Annotated in this window: 11 protein-coding genes; all 11 read right to left on the bottom strand. The window is 58.8% G+C overall.

All coding sequences use genetic code 11. The features are described from left to right. Nucleotides 1-22 precede the first annotated feature (22 nt). Nucleotides 23-9,451 carry an LPD38 domain-containing protein gene (locus tag U5L73_RS11230; protein ID WP_322562430.1) on the bottom strand — a complete coding sequence of 3,143 codons (9,429 nt, stop codon included), beginning with the start codon at nt 9,449-9,451 and terminating at the stop codon, nt 23-25. Between the two features lie 4 nt (nt 9,452-9,455). Then, nucleotides 9,456-10,697, bottom strand: coding sequence for a hypothetical protein (locus U5L73_RS11235; protein ID WP_322562431.1), 1,242 nt, complete (start codon nt 10,695-10,697; stop codon nt 9,456-9,458). A 22-nt stretch (nt 10,698-10,719) separates the two neighbouring features. Next, entirely contained in the window at nt 10,720-11,796 is a 1,077-nt protein-coding gene (locus U5L73_RS11240; RefSeq protein ID WP_322562432.1) for a tail fiber domain-containing protein, read from the bottom strand. Nucleotides 11,797-11,798: 2 nt separating this feature from the next. Continuing rightward, entirely contained in the window at nt 11,799-12,395 is a 597-nt protein-coding gene (locus U5L73_RS11245) for a hypothetical protein (protein WP_322562433.1), read from the bottom strand. A gap of 242 nt (nt 12,396-12,637) precedes the next feature. After that, nucleotides 12,638-13,549, bottom strand: coding sequence for a hypothetical protein (locus tag U5L73_RS11250; protein ID WP_322562434.1), 912 nt, complete (start codon nt 13,547-13,549; stop codon nt 12,638-12,640). Next, entirely contained in the window at nt 13,546-13,836 is a 291-nt protein-coding gene (locus U5L73_RS11255) for a hypothetical protein (RefSeq protein WP_322562435.1), read from the bottom strand. The genes U5L73_RS11250 and U5L73_RS11255 overlap by 4 nt, the downstream gene beginning before the upstream one ends. Continuing rightward, nucleotides 13,833-16,235, bottom strand: a complete 2,403-nt coding sequence (locus U5L73_RS11260) for a hypothetical protein (RefSeq protein WP_322562436.1) — start codon at nt 16,233-16,235, stop codon at nt 13,833-13,835. Before U5L73_RS11260 ends, U5L73_RS11255 begins: the two co-directional genes overlap by 4 nt. After that, nucleotides 16,232-18,553 carry a hypothetical protein gene (locus U5L73_RS11265; protein ID WP_322562437.1) on the bottom strand — a complete coding sequence of 774 codons (2,322 nt, stop codon included), beginning with the start codon at nt 18,551-18,553 and terminating at the stop codon, nt 16,232-16,234. Before U5L73_RS11265 ends, U5L73_RS11260 begins: the two co-directional genes overlap by 4 nt. Before the next feature lie 9 nt (nt 18,554-18,562). Beyond that, nucleotides 18,563-18,757 carry a hypothetical protein gene (locus U5L73_RS11270; RefSeq protein WP_322562438.1) on the bottom strand — a complete coding sequence of 65 codons (195 nt, stop codon included), beginning with the start codon at nt 18,755-18,757 and terminating at the stop codon, nt 18,563-18,565. Beyond that, on the bottom strand, nt 18,754-18,939 hold the full coding sequence (locus tag U5L73_RS11275) for a hypothetical protein (protein WP_322562439.1): 186 nt from the start codon (nt 18,937-18,939) through the stop codon (nt 18,754-18,756). Before U5L73_RS11275 ends, U5L73_RS11270 begins: the two co-directional genes overlap by 4 nt. Beyond that, complete coding sequence (locus U5L73_RS11280) at nt 18,936-20,852, bottom strand: tail fiber domain-containing protein (protein ID WP_322562440.1); 1,917 nt, start codon at nt 20,850-20,852, stop codon at nt 18,936-18,938. The genes U5L73_RS11275 and U5L73_RS11280 overlap by 4 nt, the downstream gene beginning before the upstream one ends. Nucleotides 20,853-20,862: the final 10 nt, after the last annotated feature.

A 20,862-nucleotide genomic window follows, 5' to 3' on the forward strand; every position in this document is an offset into this window, starting at 1 on the left:
CGTCAGTGGGTGTTCGACTGCATCAATTGACGGCAGCAGCCTTGATTTTTTCGGCCGGCGTTGGCTGTCGGGTTTCTAACTCAAGACCCTGAACCGCCTGGTTGAGCTGGTCCATGATCTGAACGCGGGTCTCGTCAATTTCCTTCATTGCCTGCACATCACCGATGGTGCTGACCGCCAGCTTATTCAGCTTCGCCACCGAGGATTGAACTTTGTTGCCAAGCGGGATCAATGCGACTTCAGGATGCTCCGCATTGAACTCGGCCAGGGCATCGGCATCACCGGACTTGACCATGCTCCGTTTGGTGCTCTCCAACCGATCCAAATTCTTGGTGTTCTCGAAGTAGCGGCTCTTGGTGACATCCTCGCTGTTCACTTCCCCGTAAAACCGGCCTAGCACCGGGATGGCGCTGGACTTCAAAGTCTCACCGCGGCTCGCGGCCGTGCTGGCGTTGATCGTCTTTTCGATTTCACGCAGCACGCCACCTCCCACGGTCTGGGCAACGTATCGCACCATCTCAGGTGACGGGCTCACTTTGCCGGCTTCGTAGTCGTTACCGCCGGTCATCGTGTTGATGGCCTTGCTGATACCAATGTAGGCCTGTCCAGTGGTGGTGCGCTGAGTGGCTTCTTTGGCGCGAGCTGCCCCGGGCCGTGTGTCGGCAATGCCGCTTGACTCACGCTCAATGCTGTTGCCTGCAAAGTTTCGGTTGTACCCAATCTCGATGACCGGATCCGCCACCGTCGGCGCCAGAGTCTTGAGCAGGCCATCCGTTGTGAAGATATCCCCACCTCCCAATGGATTGAACGCCCCAGCCAGTTCGCCGATAGCTTCACCACTGCGTTTTGCCATGTCCTTTCCGCTATTCAGTGCGAGCTCAGCAATCACGCGGCCGGTGTTCGGGATGACGTGCAAGCCCAGCGGGTATGGCACCAGCACGTGGGTCTTTTCACCCTTTCCGGTCCAGTTCAATGGTACGACTAGCGCCCTGGTCTTCACGAATCCGGGCACCTCGTCGTCGTCATAGCCGGCTGCCAGCAGCATCAAGGCCTGCATGGCGCCCAAACCTAGACCACCGGCAATCACTTTGGCGCCAGTGGGGCCCTTCAACGTCTCCAGAGTGCGCGCGCTACCTTGCACACTTGCATTAAAGAATGCGTAGAGCGGACCAACTTCACGCCCTGCCCTGCCCTTGCGGTTGAAGTCTACGGTCAGTTCACGCCCAAGGCGCGCGGCCTCTGGGCGGCTCATGCCTTTGTCCAAGGCTGCGGAGTAGGCGCTGACGCGAACTGCGTTTTCCAGCGTAGTGTTGAACCCATCCAGCAGATCCAGCAGGGCATGGGCGGCACGGCCGGGGTGAAGGGATCCGGCTCGCTTGAGATCCGTCAGCTCGGATTCGATGGCTTTGGCGCGGTCGCCGGCATCGCGAAAATTCTCCTTGTAGCCTGTCTGTCCGCCATCCTCTTGGAACTGGCGGTACAAGGTCGACCACTTTCCTGTGCCACTGCCCATCAGCTCTTTGGCTATGCCAGCGATTGCCACTGGTGTGGTGGCAAGCACTTTGAGCGAATCTCCGCGGAGCTGGGTACTACCCAAGTTCACCACCGCGCCCAGCGTGTCACGGGTCAAGTTCACCAGTCCGAAAGCTGGGTTGTACTGCGTGTTCACGCTGGCCAGCCACCTGGTCGACTTCCCAATGATCGAATTCGCCAAGTCCAATTTGGTCAGGCCGTCCAGATTCTTCAGATTTTCGGCCAGGCGGGCGCCGCGCTCTTGCTCCACATTGATCATCAGCACACGGTCTTCACCGTTGACTTTGAGCGGGATCGCGCCGGGTAGGCTCTTATACAAAGGGTTCGGGCGTTCCACCTTCTTGCCAGTAGCCACATCCACGGTGGTGATCGTTGGCACGGTTTCCATGCCGATAGCAGCCGTTGCGGGATCAACTCCCATTGCCTGCAGCTCTTTGACGATGGATGCCGGGGTCATGCTGGGCTTGATAGTCGTCCAGAATTCCCGATTCGGATGTGAAAGCGCTTGACCGTAAAGGGCCAACGCCACACGGTTCTTTTCTGCCCGGGTGATCGCGGCCTCACGCTGCATCAGCACGTGCGCCAGGATGTTGGTCACTTCTTTGGTCGAACCGGTGGCCCGCTTGCTGGCGCTGCCCTTCACCGTGAATCCGCTGCCCTGTGGGTGTGGTGCACCGCTTTGGGCTTCATCACGGAACATGGGAACATAGTTCTGGTAGGTCTTCGTCCAGGCGTCAATGGTCTCCTGCTTTTCCAAGCCCTCGTCCACCAGCAGCTTACGAGTTCCTGCGGTGATGGTGTCCACCTTGGCGGCCAGTACGTCCAACAGTTGCTTGCGAGCGGGGGTAATGCTGGCCAGATAGTCGCGGGCCGCCTGATTGGTCATCAGCACGCCTTTGGTATTCTTGCCAGCGCCACCATCTGGCAGAGCATCATTCACTTTAGCGACTTGGGCATTGCGTTCTTCAGCACCCCGAGCGTGAAGGTAGTCCGCAAGCTCGTCCATGGGAACCTTGTAAACAGCCAAGGCCTTGAGCAACGGCTTTACCTCTGCATCAAGGAAGCTTTGGCTTCGGTGCGCCACGCGGCCGGGGTACAAAGTCTCAGCAAGACGTGCATCCCACTGTTCATTGATCTTTTGACCAGACTTCTCGATAGCCTGCTGCACGCGCTTGAGGTCAATGCGCCCATCCTGCAGCTCGTAAATGATCTTGTCGGTTCGAGTGGCGTCCGGTGTGTTCCAGACTGTGGGGGTGGCCGAAGGTGTTACGCCGCGGGCGAATGCGGCCGGCTGTCCAGCATCTGATTGATCTTCACTAGATCGCGCTGCGTTTCCTCGCGCAACGATTTCAGCTCGGAGGGTGTCAGCAGGTTTGAAGTTTGTGAGATAGCGGACCTCGGACTGTGTGAACGCACCGAATCCATAGCCGGTTGCGGCTTGGAAGTCGTTTTCGATGTCGCCAAATTTGTCACGAAGTTGCTTAAGAGAATCTGCGGAAGGCTGTAGTGTCGCGCTGTACTGCTTGCCTGTCAATGCGACTGCTCCTGCAACGCGCCCGCCGTTATCTCGAATATGGGACTCCAGCGCAGCAAAGGTGGCGCCTTGGGTGAGTGTGTCGTCCAACAACAAATACGATTCACCAGCCGACACTTCGCCATCAAAAACGGGGGGCATAAAAAGCCTATCTAAGCCCCCCATGGCCGTGCGCTTGGGGCTGTTGCTTTGGGAGATGCGCGTCTCCACTTGAAGCCCCAGCTTCTTTGCCAAGACTGCGGCCGCTGCGAGCGGGATCTTGTTGTGTCCCGTGGCTTCCAGCGATACAACGGGTACGACTAGGGGCTTGGCATCGCCAATGGCACTTTTCACCCGTGTGACCAAATCCGCTGTCACAAGCGATTGCGCCACCCGCACGGCAGCGCCTACATTCCCAGCCTTTGCAGCCGCATAGTCAGGGTGCTGACTGGCGGTACCGAGCGTGTTCCCAATGATGGCTTCTTGAGTCTCCACGGCTGCATCAGAGCGCGCAGCAGCCACCAGCACATTGCCGCCACCGTCAAGCCGGTGTCCAGCCTCCAAGCCGCGCAACGAAGTAACCAGCATGCCTTGCAGCTCAACGTTGGTGAACTTCACTTGGATGCCAAGACCGCGCAGGAAGTCTGCAACCTTTGCCCATACCTGCTTGAAGAAACCATAGCCGGGATTGAAGTTGCCGTCAGCATCCAAGGCCGCTTCCACTGCAAAGGCCGCAATCTCGTTGGCTTCTTGGGCGGGACTCAGATTGAACTTACCCGCTTCATCCACGTAGAGCTCACGCACTTTGGCAGCAATGGCGTTCAGTGGTTTGTTGCCTGACTTCAATGCCAGCTGCAGGTTCTGCTCGAACTGTCGACGGCCATCTTTGCCCAGTGCTTTCCACAGACCGTAGTGCCCGATAGCTTCGTGGGCCAGTGTGCGGGCCACGCCCGCGCGGTCGAGGTGGTTAACTGCCACCACGTAGGCGGTACCCTTATGGATCAGCCCGCGAGCGTCGCTCGGTGCATCAATTGGCAGTTCGTCAGTGGACCGGACAACCTTGATCTTCGGGCCGTTAAGCCATTTGGCAGAGAGTTCATCTACAGCCGCCTGCACAGCGTTCACCGGCATGTACTTGCGGGGGGTAATGCCCAAGCTGAAGGCTTCGGCACCCAGGGCAAACATGGCAACGCCCTTATCTGTTTCCTTGGTCTGGATGGTGCTGGCCAGCTTGTCGAACGCAGCATTGATGGTGGCGCGCTCCTGACCGGTTGGGTATGGGTTGCCCTTGTAGCCACCGCCGGCAAAGCGATCTTCCTCCACGCCGTGCACCAAGTAGTCAGACCTGGCACCCATAGCGGCCACCTTGTCAAACACCCAGCTCTCGAAGGCTCGCGCAAACATTTCAGTCGGACGGGTCCAGTAGCCCGTTGCTGACTTACCCACCAGCTTCTGCGCTTGACCGGCATACGATGAGCGGCCCTTGGGATAGGTCTTGTCCTCTGGATCCTGGAGCAGCTCTTCCAACGCCTGCTGGCGGGACTTGATGCCATTCAGGTAGACCGCCTTCATTTCTGGGTCAGTCTCTTTGTCAGCCAGCGCCTTGTAGCGCTCGATGGCCAGCTCTTCGCTGCGCACCATTTGGGCCTTGGTTTCCTGCCCGCTGAACAGCGCAGACATCACCCCGTCGAATGCCTTTGACATTTCGGGGCGAAGGTTGTCCAGGCGCATCTTGGTGACGTTGGCCCACTTGCCCTGGGCGTCTTTCTCCATGCGGGTCATCGGTAGGCCCTTGTATTGCTGCTCGTCATACCAGCCCGAAGCCCCGCGCGCCTTAGTTGTGTAGGCGTCCTTCTGATTAAGCTCTCCGAAGTAGTGGTCCAGTGCGTGCGCCCATTCATGCGCTAAGCTGCCGCCACCATTGATCTTGGTCATGTTGATGACCAGCTTGCCGGGCTCGTAGTGAGCAGCGAACTTGCCGCCGCCGCGCGCACCAAACGCCATGCCCATGGTTCCGTTCAGGCTCATGGCTTTGGGCGGCACTCCCATGATCTCGGCTAGGTCCATCAGCCCGTCATAGGCCATGTTGATGATGCGCTGGCGCTCGTCCTGGGCTGCCCAGTTTCCAAACTCCACGCCGCGGAAGCCGAAGTCCTTCACGAAGTCTTCTGCTGACACATCGCGGTCTGTGCGTTTTGGCAGACCTTCACGCTTCATCGCGTCCAAGTTCGGGCGGTTCGGCTCAGCCTTGCTGTCGGCGCCTTTCTTCAGGTCGCGCTCATAGATGGTCTTGGCCGTGGCTTCAGCATCGGCCTTGGTGGGGGCGTAGCCCACAGGCTTGCCGTCCTTTGTATTAATGCGGTAGAACCCGGCGGCCACCTGCTCTCTGGTGAGGGGGGTTCCCAGTTCGGCAGATTCATCCAGCGTGATTTCTATGCCACGAGGTGTGAAGCCGGCCGCAGAATAAGCGCGCAGTGAGAGACGCTTCTTCCAAGGCTCGCCCTTGGCGGGGAAGCCGTCCTCGACCATCTTCTTGGCTTTGGAAAGTTCTGTGTATCCCAGCACAAATGGATCGCTGCGCCCCTTGTAGACGGAGAACAGGACTTCGCGCGCCTGCTTCTTTTGCTCTTGGTCATCGGTATACAACCCAATAGTGCGCTTCACCTTCTCGCCTGCCAGCTTCACATCTTCCGGGCTCTTGGCTTCGGAGTAGGCCTTGCGCACGGCTTGCATCATGGTGACGTAGTTCCGGCGCCCTTCGGGTGTGTTCTTCTTCGGCTGGGCGGCCAGCTGGTCATAGACGGTTTTCACCATCGCAGCAGTCACCGGCTCAGTCGCCTCGGCCATGGCTTCGTAGTCGGGCTTCCACACATTGGCCTTCGTGGCCAGCTCGGCGCCCTCGGCCTCGCTCATGCCGTCCAAGTCACTCAAGTCCAAACCACGATCTTTCCAGCGGTCCTTGCGGGCCCCGCCGATTTTCTCGCCGGCATCCTCGATCTTGACGGGATCCTGCTTGCCCACTGGCTCGCTGGCAAAAATGTCCTGCTGTCCAGTCAGGTTGGTCATTGCATCGCCACCCAGCTCGAAAGTGTCAGCTGCAGCTTCGCTAGCCTGAGCGATTCGCTTGCGGTCCTCGGCTTCACGGGCTTGCTTTTCAGCGGCGCGGTCGGCGCTTTCTTTTGCCTTGGCTGTCTGGGCAGCACGGTCCTGCTGCGCCACAACGTCTTCCTTGGTGGGCGCCTTCAATCCAAACGAGTTGAGTAGGGATGTCACCTCATCGATCTGCGCATCTACAGCTTGAATTGCGGCTTCATTTACAGAAACCCCTTGCTTGCGCAACTCAACGGCATTTTTTTTTTCGGCCCCAGAAGTAGAAACCCCCGCATCGGCGGGGGTCTCAATCGAACTTATCTGCTCAGGCTTTGGCGTCGTCTCTTTTCGTCTTCCAGAAGCTTCTTCCTTTTGGCCGGCGGCACTTTCATCAACGCCACCACCGCTTTCGCTACCGCTTTGCGGTTCTCCGGGTTCATTGGCAATGGCATCACTAATCTCCTGTTCGCTGAATCCGAGTGCGCGCATGGCGCTCTCGGTGTCTGTGTTGCTGGCGGCATCCCATGGGATATCCGCATCCATCAACGTGTCAAATTGAGTGTCGCTGAGTGCTTCGATCTCCGCAACAGCCTCGTCCTCATCCAACTGTGCCGCGTCAAACCGTTCCATGCTGTCCAGTTCGGCCAGGCGCTCATAGCCTTCGGCATTGTACTGAGGCTTGGTCAGGCTGCGCTTGATGAGGTTGCGCGCGTCGTCATGGCTGGCGCCTTCTGGCAGATAGCCATCCTCCACCAGTCGCTCTGTCGCACGCTCAATGGTCAAGCCCTTGCCATCGCCGGCAAACAGCTTCCGGTTCCCAATCTGCACATTGCCCTGCATGCCCATGTCTGCGCGCGTGCTGGGGGCCAAGCCGCCGGCCGCGGCGATCATGGCGTGCGCCGGGATAGGCTCACCTGGTGCGCTGGTCTGCGGATTGCGCAGGCGCTTGGCGGCCTTCTCTTGAGCTGCCAGCTGTGCAGGCGTCTTCTCCGTCAGTGCGTAGCCTCCCTCGGCACGTACTACCCGCATCATGGGGTTCAGCTTGCGTGCGTCATCGGCAGCTTTGCGGGTCTTGAATGGGGCGTCCACTTCTTGGGCGCTTGTCAGGGCCACGGCCTGGTCAACCTTCTCGTCGCGAGCTGCTTCAAGAATGGCCTTCTCCTGCTGCGCGCGCTCATTGGGCTTGGTTTCCAGCCCTGCGTACATAGCCTCCACTTCCCGTCGCTTCACTTCGTCCTTGGCGGCTTGGCGATCTGCCTCACTCGCGGTTTCCAAGTTTGCAAGTCGCAGGAGCTGCCCGGTCTGCATGTCGGTGCGGTACATGCTTGTACGGCCGCCATCTACCCCAAACGCTTGTACTGTGGCGCCTCCGGCTCCGGGTAGTCCCTCGGTGCCGGCTGCATTGCCTCCCATTGCTGCTGGCGCTTGAGCTGGCGTGGCTTGGGCTTCGGCTCCGGCACTTGGTGCTTGTGTTGGGTCTTGAACATTTGCTATTGTTTCCGTAGCTGCTTGCGCAGGTGTATCGGGGACCTGTGACTGATTTGCAGGATTTTCCAAAGCCTGAACGGCATTCATCATTGACTTCACCGGCTGATAGGCATTACCGATAGCTGCATCCATAGCCTCGTCGCGCGCGGTCTCAAGGCTGGTGCTGATGGCGGCCAGCGTATCGGTAGGCTGAATGAGCCCGCGCTTTGCCAGTCCCTCGGTGAATCGCTGGAAGAAGCCCGGCACTTTGTCCAGTGGCATGTCCTTGGCGGCCGTCATTGCTACCTGCAGTGCCTTATCCGGCACACCAGTCTGCTGAGCGAGTCCTTGGAATGTGACGCTGACAGCTGAGCGAGCTGCAGCCTCGGCCGGCTTCACACCGGCTGTGCGCAGCGCGCGGTAATGCTGAGCAAATCCCTCATTTCCAGGCATGGCGTTCAGTTCGGCATCTACGGCCTCTGCCGCACTGGCCTTTTCATGCTTTTGCTGAAGCAAATCGGCTGCCGCAGTTTCACCGGCATCTCGCAGCGTCTTGATGCGTAGCTCCCGCGCAGCGCCAGCGGCTTCCACGCCACCACCCATGACGGCGCCCAACGTGCCAGCCACAGCCAATCGCTTGCCAGCGGCATTCGCATCGAACTGCTCGCCCTTACCGATAGTCTCGCCAGCGTACTGACCACCTTCTTCCACCACTTCTTGCGCGCCCTCTTTGAGCATGGCTTTTGGGATCTCTTTTGCAGCGCCCCGAGCGGTACCGGCCAGCATGTTAGATACGTTGCCCTCGGCGCCACCGCCGGTCATCTTGCTCGCGATAACAGTTGCCGGCACGGTAACTGCTGCACCCGCATAGGCTTCGCCCAAGTCGCCACCATCGTCACGGATGTCACTGAAGGTGCCAGCGGCGTTCTGTGCAACAGTGGCGCCCAGCACACCCGCATTGCGCACCGTGTTTGCCCGATTGATGACGCTGGCCTCATCGATGACGCGTGCAAGTTGCGCTGCGCGGCTGGTGGTTGCCAGCTTGCCAGCTGCTGCACCAACGCCCACGGGCAGGGCCATGCTGCCAAGTGTGGGCAACACCTGGTCGGACAGTGCGCCGGGGTTGCCGACGACGACATCGACGGCATTCATGGCTGGATCAGCGATGTCCTGATTGAAACGGGTCTGCTGAGCGTTGGAGCGGTCAGAACCTACAACTTCCTGAATGGCTTGTGTCCCGCGATCAGCGAACTCGGTGAGGCCCTTTCCGACTCGGTCGGCAGAGGCAAGGCGGGCAATATCGCCTACGCCCTTCACCACTGTGGGGCCGATTTTCAGGGCGCCGGCTGCAACGTCTTGGGCTACAGACTTTGCGCTCACCGGTGGGATGTCAGCATCCAATACACGGCCAGGAGTGCGGGTGCGCTTGGCATCCATACCGCCGCGGGCATCAGTTTGCAGCGCCTTCACCGCGTTGTCGGTCACCGGCAGGTAGTCTGGGTTTGTCGGATCGTTCTCGCGCTCCATTTCCGCAATGCGCTGTGCACGGGTAAGGGCCTTCGTTTCTTGAACGCGCGGCAGGGAGTTCGCCAGCGATACCGGCGGCTGGGTCGGCACAGTGGTACCACGGCCGGCACCGGCACTGGAAGGCGTCACACCACTGGGCAATTCACGGCGCCCCACACCGGCATCCCGGGAGAAATCGCCCCACACGCGATCCACATGCTCAGCGGGCACCTGTGGTGCAACCACCTGATCGAAGTACTGCCGGCGTGCACCATCCTGCTGGTCGGGGGTCAGGCTCTTGAAAGCGTCAGACGCTGCAACTTCACTCCACTTTTTTGTCATGTTGTTACTTCCAGAGGTTGGAGTAGTCACCGTTGCCAGTGGCTTTGGGTTTGGGTTTGGGCGTCACTTTGGGTGATTTGGAATCAGCCAGGCTGGGCTTGGCGTTGTCGGTGGTGTTGCTGCCGCTAGTGGTGGAGCCTGCCAACAGGCCTTGATACAAGGTGCGCTCTTCACCGTATGACTTGATCGAATCCTGTAGGTCGTTCAGCTGCGTGGATTCAGGCGTACCGGGCTTGCGAGCATTCATCATGAACAGCGGATCCTTTTGCAAGGAACCCAGCGAGCGCTGCGCCTCACCCAGCCGGCGGCCGGCGTCACTGAAAAGGCTGGTGTAGCGCAGGCGTTCCTCGCGCCCCACAGCCCCACCAGTAGCGGCTACCTTCAATGCCTTTGCTGCGGCCACGTCGCCAGCCAGTTCGAGCGCCTTGATTTTTGTGTCCAGCAAGGCGGTCTGATATGCGGCTTTGCTGTCGCTGTCAGAACCCTTTCGCTGCAGCTCCAGCGCTTTTTCGTAGGACATCATCTGCATGCTCAGGTCATGGCTGTTGTAGGCTTTTTCCTGCACCTGACCATCGGGGCCCACAATGCGCAGCTTGGCGCTGTAGGTTGGCACTTTGCCAATGCCCGGGATCTCACGGTCCTCTTTGGTGATAACGGGCTCGCCTTCCAGCTTGTACTCACCGCCGGCATTAAAGGCTTTGGCCAGACCCGATGCATCGCCCGCACGGAATGCGCGCACAGCACTGAAAACGCCTTCTTGATGCAGCTTTGCAGCGCGGTCGGTCTGCTCCTGGGTGTAGCGATCATCTGCCCGCTTGCGATCCACAGCGCTGTTTTCCAGCGTGATAGCCTTATCCACAGCACCCTTTGATCGATAGACATTGGCGATGCGCGCTGACTGTGCATCGGGCGCATCCCACTCCTTAGCGGCTTTGTCAGCTTCTTCTTTCGTTCCAACAGTGCGACCATCTGCAAGCGAAAAAGATGTTTTGCGGGGTGCCGTTGGGTTATTCGGGTCGATATCAGTGACCTCCGTTACTTTCATTGGGGTTGCAGCGTTGGCAAGTGAGATGCGCAGGTCTTTGGCTTGGTTGACGTCATCCATCTGGGCATCAAAAACTTGCCTGCGCATTGCACGGTCTTGATCACGTTCTTGGCGGGCCAAATCGTCATCTTTGATTCTTTTCTGCCCTTGAACAAAACCACCAGCGAGGGTGATGGCAGCAGCTATATCTCGTCCGTTCATTTGAAACTCCTGAAGTTTTGGGCTATTTCTGACGTTTTCCGGCGCTAAGCGAGATGCGTTGAACCTTCTTGTCGAGTTCCTGCACTGCCGCGAGCGTGACCCCCACCATGCTGATGAGGTCTACTTTCTTGCCGCCAGGGGCTGCCTTATCACCCAGCGCGGCCTGAACGGACTGCGCCATGGGCCCAATGTGCTTGCCGCCATCTCCAGCACCCTTCTTGTATTTCCACGACTCCACTGGCATGCGGCGTGCCGCCGCCAGCGCAATCTCTGTTTTCAAGGGCTTTCGATTTTTCTTTTTCTTCTTATCTGAAAGCACCTTGAGGCTCGCGCCGGCTTGCCCAAGAGCTGCAACGTCGCTAAGTGAAGTCGCGTTGCTGGCCTGTGTGCGGGCAATATTGCCGTAAGTGTTTGCCGCCCCGTTCAATCCCTGTTGCGCACCGCTGTACCCATTGTTCACAATCTGATTGCCTTGGGCTGTAATGTTGCCCACCGATGCAGCATTGCCAGCAGATGCATTGCCAGCATTGAGGGCTACGCCAGCGCTGGTAGCTTGAGCGCTTGAAAGGCCGCGTCCTAAATTGGCGGCATCCATCTTTCGGGCGTAGCCCTGCAGCTCGATGTCTTTCCGAGCCTTGTTTGAGGCGCCCGCCAGCGTGGTGGCCTTTTGAATTTGAAGCTGATTACCCAGAGACAAAGCGGTACCGGAGGCCGGATTCACTCCGCGGCGGTCCAAGTTGCGCAGAGTCTGCCCTTCCACGTTGTTGAACGAAGATTGCACGTCGGCCTGTGCTTCTGCGGCGGCTGCCTCGCGCCGTGCCGCCGTGTCGTACTCATTGGCCGATTGCACGATCCCCTGTTCCAAAGGGCGGAAGGTGTCCTTCTGGTAGTCCCAATAGTCCTTGGATATCCCGTCGTTCAGCTTCATGGATGCCAACTGGACATCAGAAACCTCAGTAGCCCGCTTGGCTGCTGATGCACGGTCTGGTGCAGTTTCCGCGTAGACCTGCTTTGCCCACGCCAGCTGCTCGGCAGACAACTGAGCTTGCTGCAAGGCTGCAGCGTTTTGCCCGGACATATCGGGTGAACTTGAACACATAGTCAGCTCCTTAGAAATTTGTGGAAAACGTTGGCCACATGGGTGTAGCCAAGGTAGGTATTGAGGCGGCCAACTTGGTTGACCAACTTGCTGTCGGTGGTGATCTCCTGAACACCGATCTGTTGCAGGCAGCGCTCCATGTACTGCCAGAACCGGATAGCGGAGAACCCTTTGCGCACTGCAGGCGTCATGAAGAACGTGTCTTCTTTGGCACTCAGGGTCTGGGTGTGCAGGTTGTTGAACAGGTACATGCGGATGTTTCCCACCAGCTCGCCTTGGGCGCGAGCGGTGAACTGAAGCAACCCACCATCCCGCTCACAGCGCCGGAAGTGTGCGTAGTCAGGATTCATTGGCACACCTGCACGGTAGGCCTCCGTCTCTGCGTAGTGCGCTACATGCAGTGGGTGGATCTCTTCTTCAATGTCGGCGAAGCGCTCTACCTGAAATGTCAGCCTCTGATAGGTTGCTGGCTCGAACTGGCGGGGATCGTGGGACCGGTCAGGGGTAGCGCTCACTGCTTTGGCAATCGCCTTGGCGTCCTCCAATGTGAGCGTCTTTCCGATGTACTGGCTCAATGCAATGCTGAGTTGAATGCTCATAAAAAAAGCCCCTTTCGGGGCTTCGCTGGTTGGAAAAATGTAGCTTCAACTAAGGCTAAACACGGCATCTGCCGGCACTGCGCCGTGCTCCTTAAGCTTTGCCGTGATCCACTCAAAAAGCGCCTTAGGATCTGTCGGGGTTTCCACCATGCCTACATTGATCGCGGTGAACGCATCGGCTGGGCCCAATCTGTAAAGAATGTGCTTTGCGTCAGGTGTGGTGTTCAGTCTGAATTGCATACTTAGCTCGTCAAAATCGAGGCCGCGATCGCCTTGGTCTGCCCGTTGGAATACGGGAAAGTGTTGTCCTTGGAGTAGAAGCCGAATGCACCGGTAAAACTGCTACCAGGATCAAAGATGAATGGGGGCGGGTTGTACCCCGGCGGGGCGCTGGGTGAAAACGAATACTCAAAGTAGTTGATCGCCACAACATCCTTGTAAAACCCGGAAGTGTGAACAACCCAATCCTGCACGTAAGTATCGGGTCCCGTGCGCCGCGCCACCGATCGCTTAAGCGCCCAATTTGTTGTACGAACCCTGGGTATCACATCTACCGTGTGATCCGTGCGGATCATCTCGTATCCGCACACAGTCACATACCCACATGAAAAATTGCCCTGGTAGTCTGTATTGCACTGAAACTCGTCTCGGCAAACGTAGGTCTGCTCAAATGTGGTGTACACGTAGTAGGCGTAATACACATCGGCCTCGCTGGCACTGCGCTCCGTGATCGAGGCCAGCGCCGGAAAGGACACCATCGAGCCGGCGCCAGTGAAGCTCCCACCTATGCCCATGGCGCCCGCCGCCCTCACGTTCAGCGTTTGAGCTCCCGCCTTGAATGTCAGTGCTTCGGAGGGGTCAAACGCCGCCACACCAAAGCCGGCAGCGCTGCTCACCCGCTTAAACACATTCACCGGGTAGGCACCATCGCCAATGATCCGAACCTGAGTGCTTGTCGAATCGAGGATCCCGGCCTTGCCACCAATCGGAACCTCGATGAAGAACATCGGGTAGTCCACCGCACTGAATGTATAGGTGGTCACGTTGCCGGCCACCGAGCCAACTGTCAGGCGCTGGGCAAATTCGTAGTTCGCGCTGTCGCTGGATGCGAGCAGAGCGCCGTTGTCGCCCTTGGCAATAAATCCGAACGTCATTGAACGAACACCACTACAAAAAATGAAGCACTTCCACCAACGCCAACAACACTCGCGGTCCCATTTACTGTGTCAATCGTGGCCGTTAGCGCTGGATAGTCGAACAGGGTGTGATCCGGCGCACCGCTCGATAGCGTAATAAACAGCCGGATCCGGTTTGCGTACTTCAGCACCGCGCTGTTGTAAGCCTTGTTGATCGATGAGCCGGCTGCCACCGTGAAGCTGTCCAGCACGGAGAACCCCGCCGAGGTGGAGTCAAAGCCATCGAGGAACCAGCCGAAGCTCACGCCAGGTTACCAATCTTGACTCGCACCGCGCCGGATGCGTCGTACACGATGATCTTGTCGTTCAGTATCTCCAATCGGGCATTGCCAACCGGTGCGCTGCGTAGGTTCAAATTGGTACCGTCAAAGGTCAGGCGGTTGCCGTTGGAGTTGCCCAGCGAAAACCGGCCATCGGCACCCAGCCAAAAGCCAGAACCATTGTTGAACCCTGTTTGTCCGGAGCGGATCGAGGTTGCATCCACGATGTTGCCGCCGATCCGGCCGTACTCTGCGTACACGCCACCGCGCAAGACTGCGTTGTTGAAAGTCGCCAAGCCGTTGGAGTCGATTGACCAGTCCCAATCCATCGCGCCGTTGTATTCATGCTGCGCGGCACTCCGAATGTATTGCCCCACCGACAGGGAGCCGGCCACCAGTTTGCCCACACTCATGCTGGCAATCTTCTGGTCGTCGACCGCTAGGTTTGCAATCTGCGCATTGTTCACCGTGGCGTTGACGATCAAAGCGCCATCCACATACATGCCGGGCGCGACCGTCACGCCATTGATTTCGGCGCTCGATGTCACGATTGAGAAAGGCACGCGACTCGCAATCTGCCATCTTGCCGTGCCATCTTCAACGATCGAGCCAATACCGCCCGCAATGCTGGGGGTGCCTGCCCCGGACGTGCCGCCCACCTTGCAGACCAGCATTTTTGTGGTGCTGCCTGGTGCCGAGGCAATGTTGCCAGACTTGTACAGTCTACCGGCCACCCATGCAGGGATGGAGCTCGTTGGCGTAGCAACCGCGAACTGGTCAGCGCTGATGATGAACTTGGAACCACTGGCATCGCCATACAGGCCGAATCCGCTCACATTGCCGTTCACATCCAGCTTAACCATGTATTGACCGGCGATACCGTCAATCACTTGCTGCTGCACACTCAAGCTAGCCGTACTGGAAAGAAGATTCCTCAGTGTCGCCTCTGCTGCGGCATCATCCCGGCGGCGTTGCAATGCGCTCTGTGTGACGATTGAAGTAATACCGCTCACGCCGCCTGCCGCCGAAAGCGTGGATTCTGCGGTGCCGATACGAGTGTCCAGGCCGCCGGTGACGCTGGTAAATGTGGCCGCGTCCACCTTGCTTGTAATCGCACCAGTCAAAGAACTGATGTTGCTCTCTGCGGTCGTTACCCGGGCCGTTGTGGCATTCAGCGCAATCGAGGATGCTTTGAGTGCAACCGAGGCGTTTAAGCCGCTGATGTTGACCTCCGCCGTATCCATTCGAGAAGCCAGCGCACCAAACACCGGCACTTGACCAGGATCGAGCACGGCCGTCGCAATCGCGTTGTCCACGTAGGTCTTTGTCGCCTTCAGCGTGATTTGCGACTCTGCGGCACTCAGGCGCGCATCTACGGTAGACAGGTAGGCATTGGTAGCCTCGAGCCCGGCGATTTTGAGAGTACCGGTTGCGGAGTCCACAAAAATGCCCGCACCGGCTACGAGTCCTGCCGTAGTGTTGATGCTGGCCGCGTTAAGCAACAGGCTTGCGCCAGTGTCCGACAGGTCGCGCATGATCCGCTGATTCAGAGCATCCTGGGCCGCGGCAAGAGTCACCAGCGGATAGGCCAGCTTCGTGAGCTCCGAGCCACCGTCGATCAAATCGATACGCGCGTTCAGATCCGCATACAGCTGCGTGCTCGTAATCTGGCCGGTCAGGGCTTCCAGCAACTTGCTGGGATCCGAGGCGGTCTGCACTGCAAAGCCATTGATCCCACCCGCGGGTATGACCGACTCGATACCGTCTTTTGTCACCCATGTGATCCACAAGCGCCAGGACGTTGCAGGATCCGTGGGGTAGGAGAACACCGAGCCGGTGAACTCTGTGAGCATGGAGGCACTGGCGAAGAGCGGCAAAGCGCCCTCCCCCTCGTAGGTTGTACCGTACACCCGTGTCTTAGCGTAGCCGTTGCCGGCCTTGAACGCGGGCGCATCGTGCTCAATGATAATGTTGGAGACAGCCGCAGCAGCCGCAAAACCCTCGGGCATAGGGGGCGGAGTCAGGTCGACCACGTAGGCTGCTTGCAGCTTGGCGCCAATGTCCGCGATCGCGCCAGTCGTGCCACCACCCTTGTATGCGTCGCTGACTTCAATCAAGCCCGCGTCCGCCAGGTCGCGCACCGTCATGCCTCGGTCCAGCGGATCCCCGCGCTTTCCAAGGTAGACAGACACTACCTCACGCATACGCGCGAGGAAGTTGGGGGAATTCACGCTAGGAAGGTCCCGGCGCTCGTCCCAATTCCCCTCGTCAAAGGCGGGGGCCTGGGGCGCTTCGCCTCGGTCCGATCGCCGGGTGCCAGCTGTTGCCACTTCGGCCACGGCCGGGGTGCTCAGGGATCCACGATTACCGCGCCGTGTGCTCATACTTGGGCCAATTCATCCATGCCATGTGCCACGGCCACCGATTGCACCGGGCCAGCCGCACTCACTTCAATTTGCCACTCACGCCCATGGAAGCCACCAGGCAGCCGGAAGGGATCGGGGCCCGCTACCGACTTGGTGAACTTCAGTACACGATCGGCATACAGGCGGAATGTCACCGGGTAAGCGTCGGCCAGCACTTGCGCGGAAGAAAATGCAGGCATTGGCTTGGGTAGCGTAAACAGCTTGGACTTGAAAGTAACGTTAAGCGCTGCTCCCGCGTCCCACTTTTTGATTACGGTACCGTCGAGCACATACAGAGCGCCACCCAACTGATCTACCGCGATCGCATCGGCGCCAAAGTCCATGAAATAGATGCCGTCCGGGTTGCCGGGGTCCAGCATAAACATGCGGGTAACACTGGCAACCGTGTACAAGCCAAAGTAGCGGCCCTCAAACATCACACCCCGAATCGTGCCGGGGTTCAGCGACTGCCATTCTGTGCGGGTCATTATGTTGGCAGTCAGCACTCGAGCGCCGCCGGCGCCGACCCATGCCAGGCCATCCGGGCACGCCCAGGCCACACCGGTACCCATGCCCACCACTGACTGCGCAGAAACGCACGAAGCAATGAATTCGATAGGCTGCTCGTCCAGAGCATCTGGGCTACCGCCAGCCACCAAAATAGGCTTGCCGTTGGTAACCACTACCAAATTCTGACCGAAGGTTCCGAGGCCCACGGGCGCTGTATCGCTCGGAAGGACCTCATAAGCAGTTGGCCAGGCATAGGGGACATACGCCTCACACACCCGCACCGACTTGCCGGATATGCCGGCCATCATGCCGTTCCACATCCCCGTCAGGTGCTTCAAGTCCGCCGGCGGGGCAATCCAAGTCACCGTGGGCAGCACTTCGCCCAAGGTCTGCCCAGTGTCGCCGGCCGTGTTTCCGGTGCTCACAATCTCTGTGAGGTAGTAGAAGTCTGTCGAGGTGGATCCTGTCTGCGTGCGGTACACGCGGATACGGTTGATGCCATACGCGCCGGCCGGCACAGGCCCCAGGCTCGTAAGGTTCACCGTGTCGCCCACCTTGACAGTGATCGCAGCAGAAGGCGGAGAAGGCGGCCCCTCTTCCCCTGCGTCGGTTACAAAGGTGTACACGTAGTAGCGGGTTTCGGTTTCGCGGCTGTCTGTGACGGCGTAGGAGGTGCCCAGCTTCACATACACCGGCGTACCGGCCACCACGGGATTGATCCGCTTAACGACCAGCTTTGCAGCTGTGCCCACCGCATCGGTGCGCACTACGATTTGCTTGTCCACGTTGTTGGGGGCATTGCCAACTACGGCAGTCATTCCCGGTACGGTTGCGAGTGCATCTGCAAGGCTTTGGCTGTTGACGCGCGCGGGAAAAGTTGCGGCGCCGGCCACCAGCTTGATAGACACGGGCGGCAAGCTGTTGACTGTCACAGCCCAGCGAGAGCCCACCGCGGCATTGGCCTCAGTGATCCACGACTCAGGAATGGTGTAGGTTGCTGGGAGTCCAGCGGATCCGGCCAGGTCCTGCAAAGTGGTGTACGTGACCACCAACGGGTCATAGTTCGCTACGCCATCGGTACCGATTTGTTTTTCAATGGTGAAACTCACGCCCACCGCATCAGACAGCAGCTTGACCCCAGCGCTCACCGATCCGAAGGCCACGACGACCACGGCGGAAATGCCGGCCAGTGCATCCAGCTGAGCAGCCAGTGACGCCAGGGTGACGCCTCCACCCACGCCGGCCGCTGTCGTGACAGTCAAAGCGGCCGCTTCGCCCACCTTGACCCGGAGCACAGTACCCACGGCCAGGCCGGTGACGGTGGACTCTTCCAGCTTGTAGGTGTGCTTTCCAATATCCGCACCGGCCGCCGATACCACCGAGAGCAGGCACGCGGAACCAGGCGCAGGCACGCCGAGCTCACGGTAGCTGCTGGGATACGCGGCGCCAGATATGGCTTTTGCGAGGTCCGTCCACTTGGGGGCACCGTCGCCGGTGTAGTACGTGCGCTCGAGCGTATCGCCGGCATTGGGCCCTACCACCGCATGAACTTCGCCAGGCCAGCGCAGCCAGTGGGCGGTATCGCTCTGCGTAGTGCGCCCCATGCGGTAAATGGTCTTGGTACCGGCGGCGACACTGACGCCCACCGCCGCCGGCGCTTTCCACGGTCGCAAGTCACCATAGCCAGGCTTTTGGTTGAGCGAGCTCACACCCACCGAATCGGGTAACAAGCTGGGATGCAGCGCGCGGTTTTCACCGCGAAAGCCAACGACACGTAACACGGCCATGGGATTACCCTACCGGTTCACCAGTGGCTCGGTCGTGATCGCGCGGAAAAGCACAATTCCGACAGCCAAAGCTACGCCCACGTACATCTGCTGCAAAGGCGTGATGGGCAGCAGGAATACAAAGCCTTGCAGCACCGACAGCGCGGCAATGACCAGCGCATACAGGACGGTGCGCGATTGGAAAACTTGGACGACTTTGCTCATGTAGGATCCTGTTGAGTGGGTTGCTGGGGATGTTGGCGGGCCATCAGCTGGCCCTCGGCTTGGCCTTTTATTTTTTGGATCAGGCTTGCTACTTGGTTATACGGCTGGTGCGCTAATGCGTGCAGCACTTGATTGACCTCTGTGAGTGGGATGGCCAGCTGAATGTTGTGTGGGTCAGTCATTGGGATTTACTCTCAAGCACATCGATACGAGCGGTCAGCAGCTCAAGCGCGCGCTGTTGTTGCTGGATGACAGTTCCCATACGACCAATGAGGCTGATGTAGTTAACCTGCTGATACACCGGGACTTCGCGCTGCTCTGTAATGGCGGGCTGCTCGGGGGTGATAACGACCGTCTCATATACCGCCTCTTTGCCCTCGACGCCCTCAACGGCCGCCACGGCGGGACGGGCCTCTACCGCAGGCTTGATTTCCAGCAACGAGCGGCGAATGATGGTCGTTTCGATGCCGTCAATCAGCACGATCTCTGGCGTTTCCACGGTCCGGTATTCAGCGGGCGAAGCCTCTACAGCCTCCGCGGCCTCTACGGCCGCCACCGCCTCCACAGCGGGCGAAACGATGCGTTTCTCAGTCACCGCCGGCACATAGGGCGAGACTTCGACCTCTCGCATCTCTGTGGCGTCCTTTTCTCCGCTCACCAGGTCGGGGTAGATTTCTTGCAGCTCATGCGCGATCACACCGCAATCGTGTCGACCATCAGTCCACTCGAAATCACGGAACCGTATTTGCATAAACCGCCGGGCATCGGAGTCGCGGACATTGGTTTTGAGGCGCCAATCAGACGTGGAGTTGTAGGTGACTGATGTTGTGCCGGACTGGGCAATGGAGCCAATTGCCGTGCCGTTAAAGTTGAACTGAGCAAATCGCGTACCATCCACACTACCTACAGTGTGTTCAATACTTAAAGTTCCGGTGTCGCTAAGCGACATGCGCTCATTGGGTAATGCGGCATTGCCATTGCTAGCAAAACTCTCTCCGCCCCACGCTGTCGCGCCAATCCGAAACGCCAGTTTCAGACCTATAGAAGTCACGTTACTTACGTTTTGAGCCAACAACGTCATGCCGCCCAAGTAGGCCGTGCTCCGCACATCACGGTATCCCGCCATCAGCAACCCACCAGCGATGTAAGACGTACCGCTTGAGCCGGGCAAGCCACGGCTATTAGTGACGAGATATGGCATTGCCTGTGGGGTCACACCGGCGCTGCCCACCGTAATGTTGCGACCCGTATCCCCGATTTGGCTAACAGCCAGATTGCCCTGCACAGTGTAGTTGCCAGCAGCATCCAGAATGGCCCGCGACTGACCATTGACGATGAATCCAAGGTCATGATTCGAGAAAGAACCCACTTCTACTCGTGCGCTGTGGCTGATCCCCCCTTTGATCACGCCATTGCCAGCGTATAAGGAGCCCGTAACGGTTGCCCCGCCCAAATCGACTTTTAAACGCTCGCCGCCGTTAATGTAGACGCAATAAGGATTGTTGCCATAAACCCAGTTCACCAAGCCGGTGCCGCTGCCAATTGCTTCCGCGAGGTCGCCAACAAGCCACGAGGGCGTCGCGCCACGCATTCCTTGAAATGCGCCACCATTGTTGGTCGCACTCTTTACATAGCCCCTGAAGTCAGTGGAGCCTTCGTAAAAAACAACTCGGTCATTGCCGCCTGTAACCACCGAGATAACGTTCTGAGAAACCCGCCTAAAGCCGGTATCGCCATCCGCTGTGAATGAAATGCCAGGCGCAGCTATGCTGCCGTCTTGAAACTTGCCGGCGCCCGCACCATCCTTTACTGACTGGTAAGCGTTGACCAAGGCGGCCGCTTGACTAGCAAGCTCCCGGATATAGCTCTGCGTGGGAACAATCGAGTAGCCTTGAGCGCCAGCTGTAGCACCTAGATAAGGCGAGCCCAACGTAATGCCCACATCCGAATTGACGGAGGCAATCTCGTACACCTTTCCATCGGGTGCAAGTAAGCCCTCTCCGGAAGCGGCAGCCTGAACCCAGGCCGTACCAGTACCGGTGACGGTCAAGGATCCGTTAACGAGTGCGATTGTTCCGGTGCGATACCAGCTCATGTGTCTGTCC

It is taken from the genome of Rhodoferax sp. (assembly GCF_034520025.1).
GTDB lineage: Bacteria > Pseudomonadota > Gammaproteobacteria > Burkholderiales > Burkholderiaceae_C > Allorhodoferax.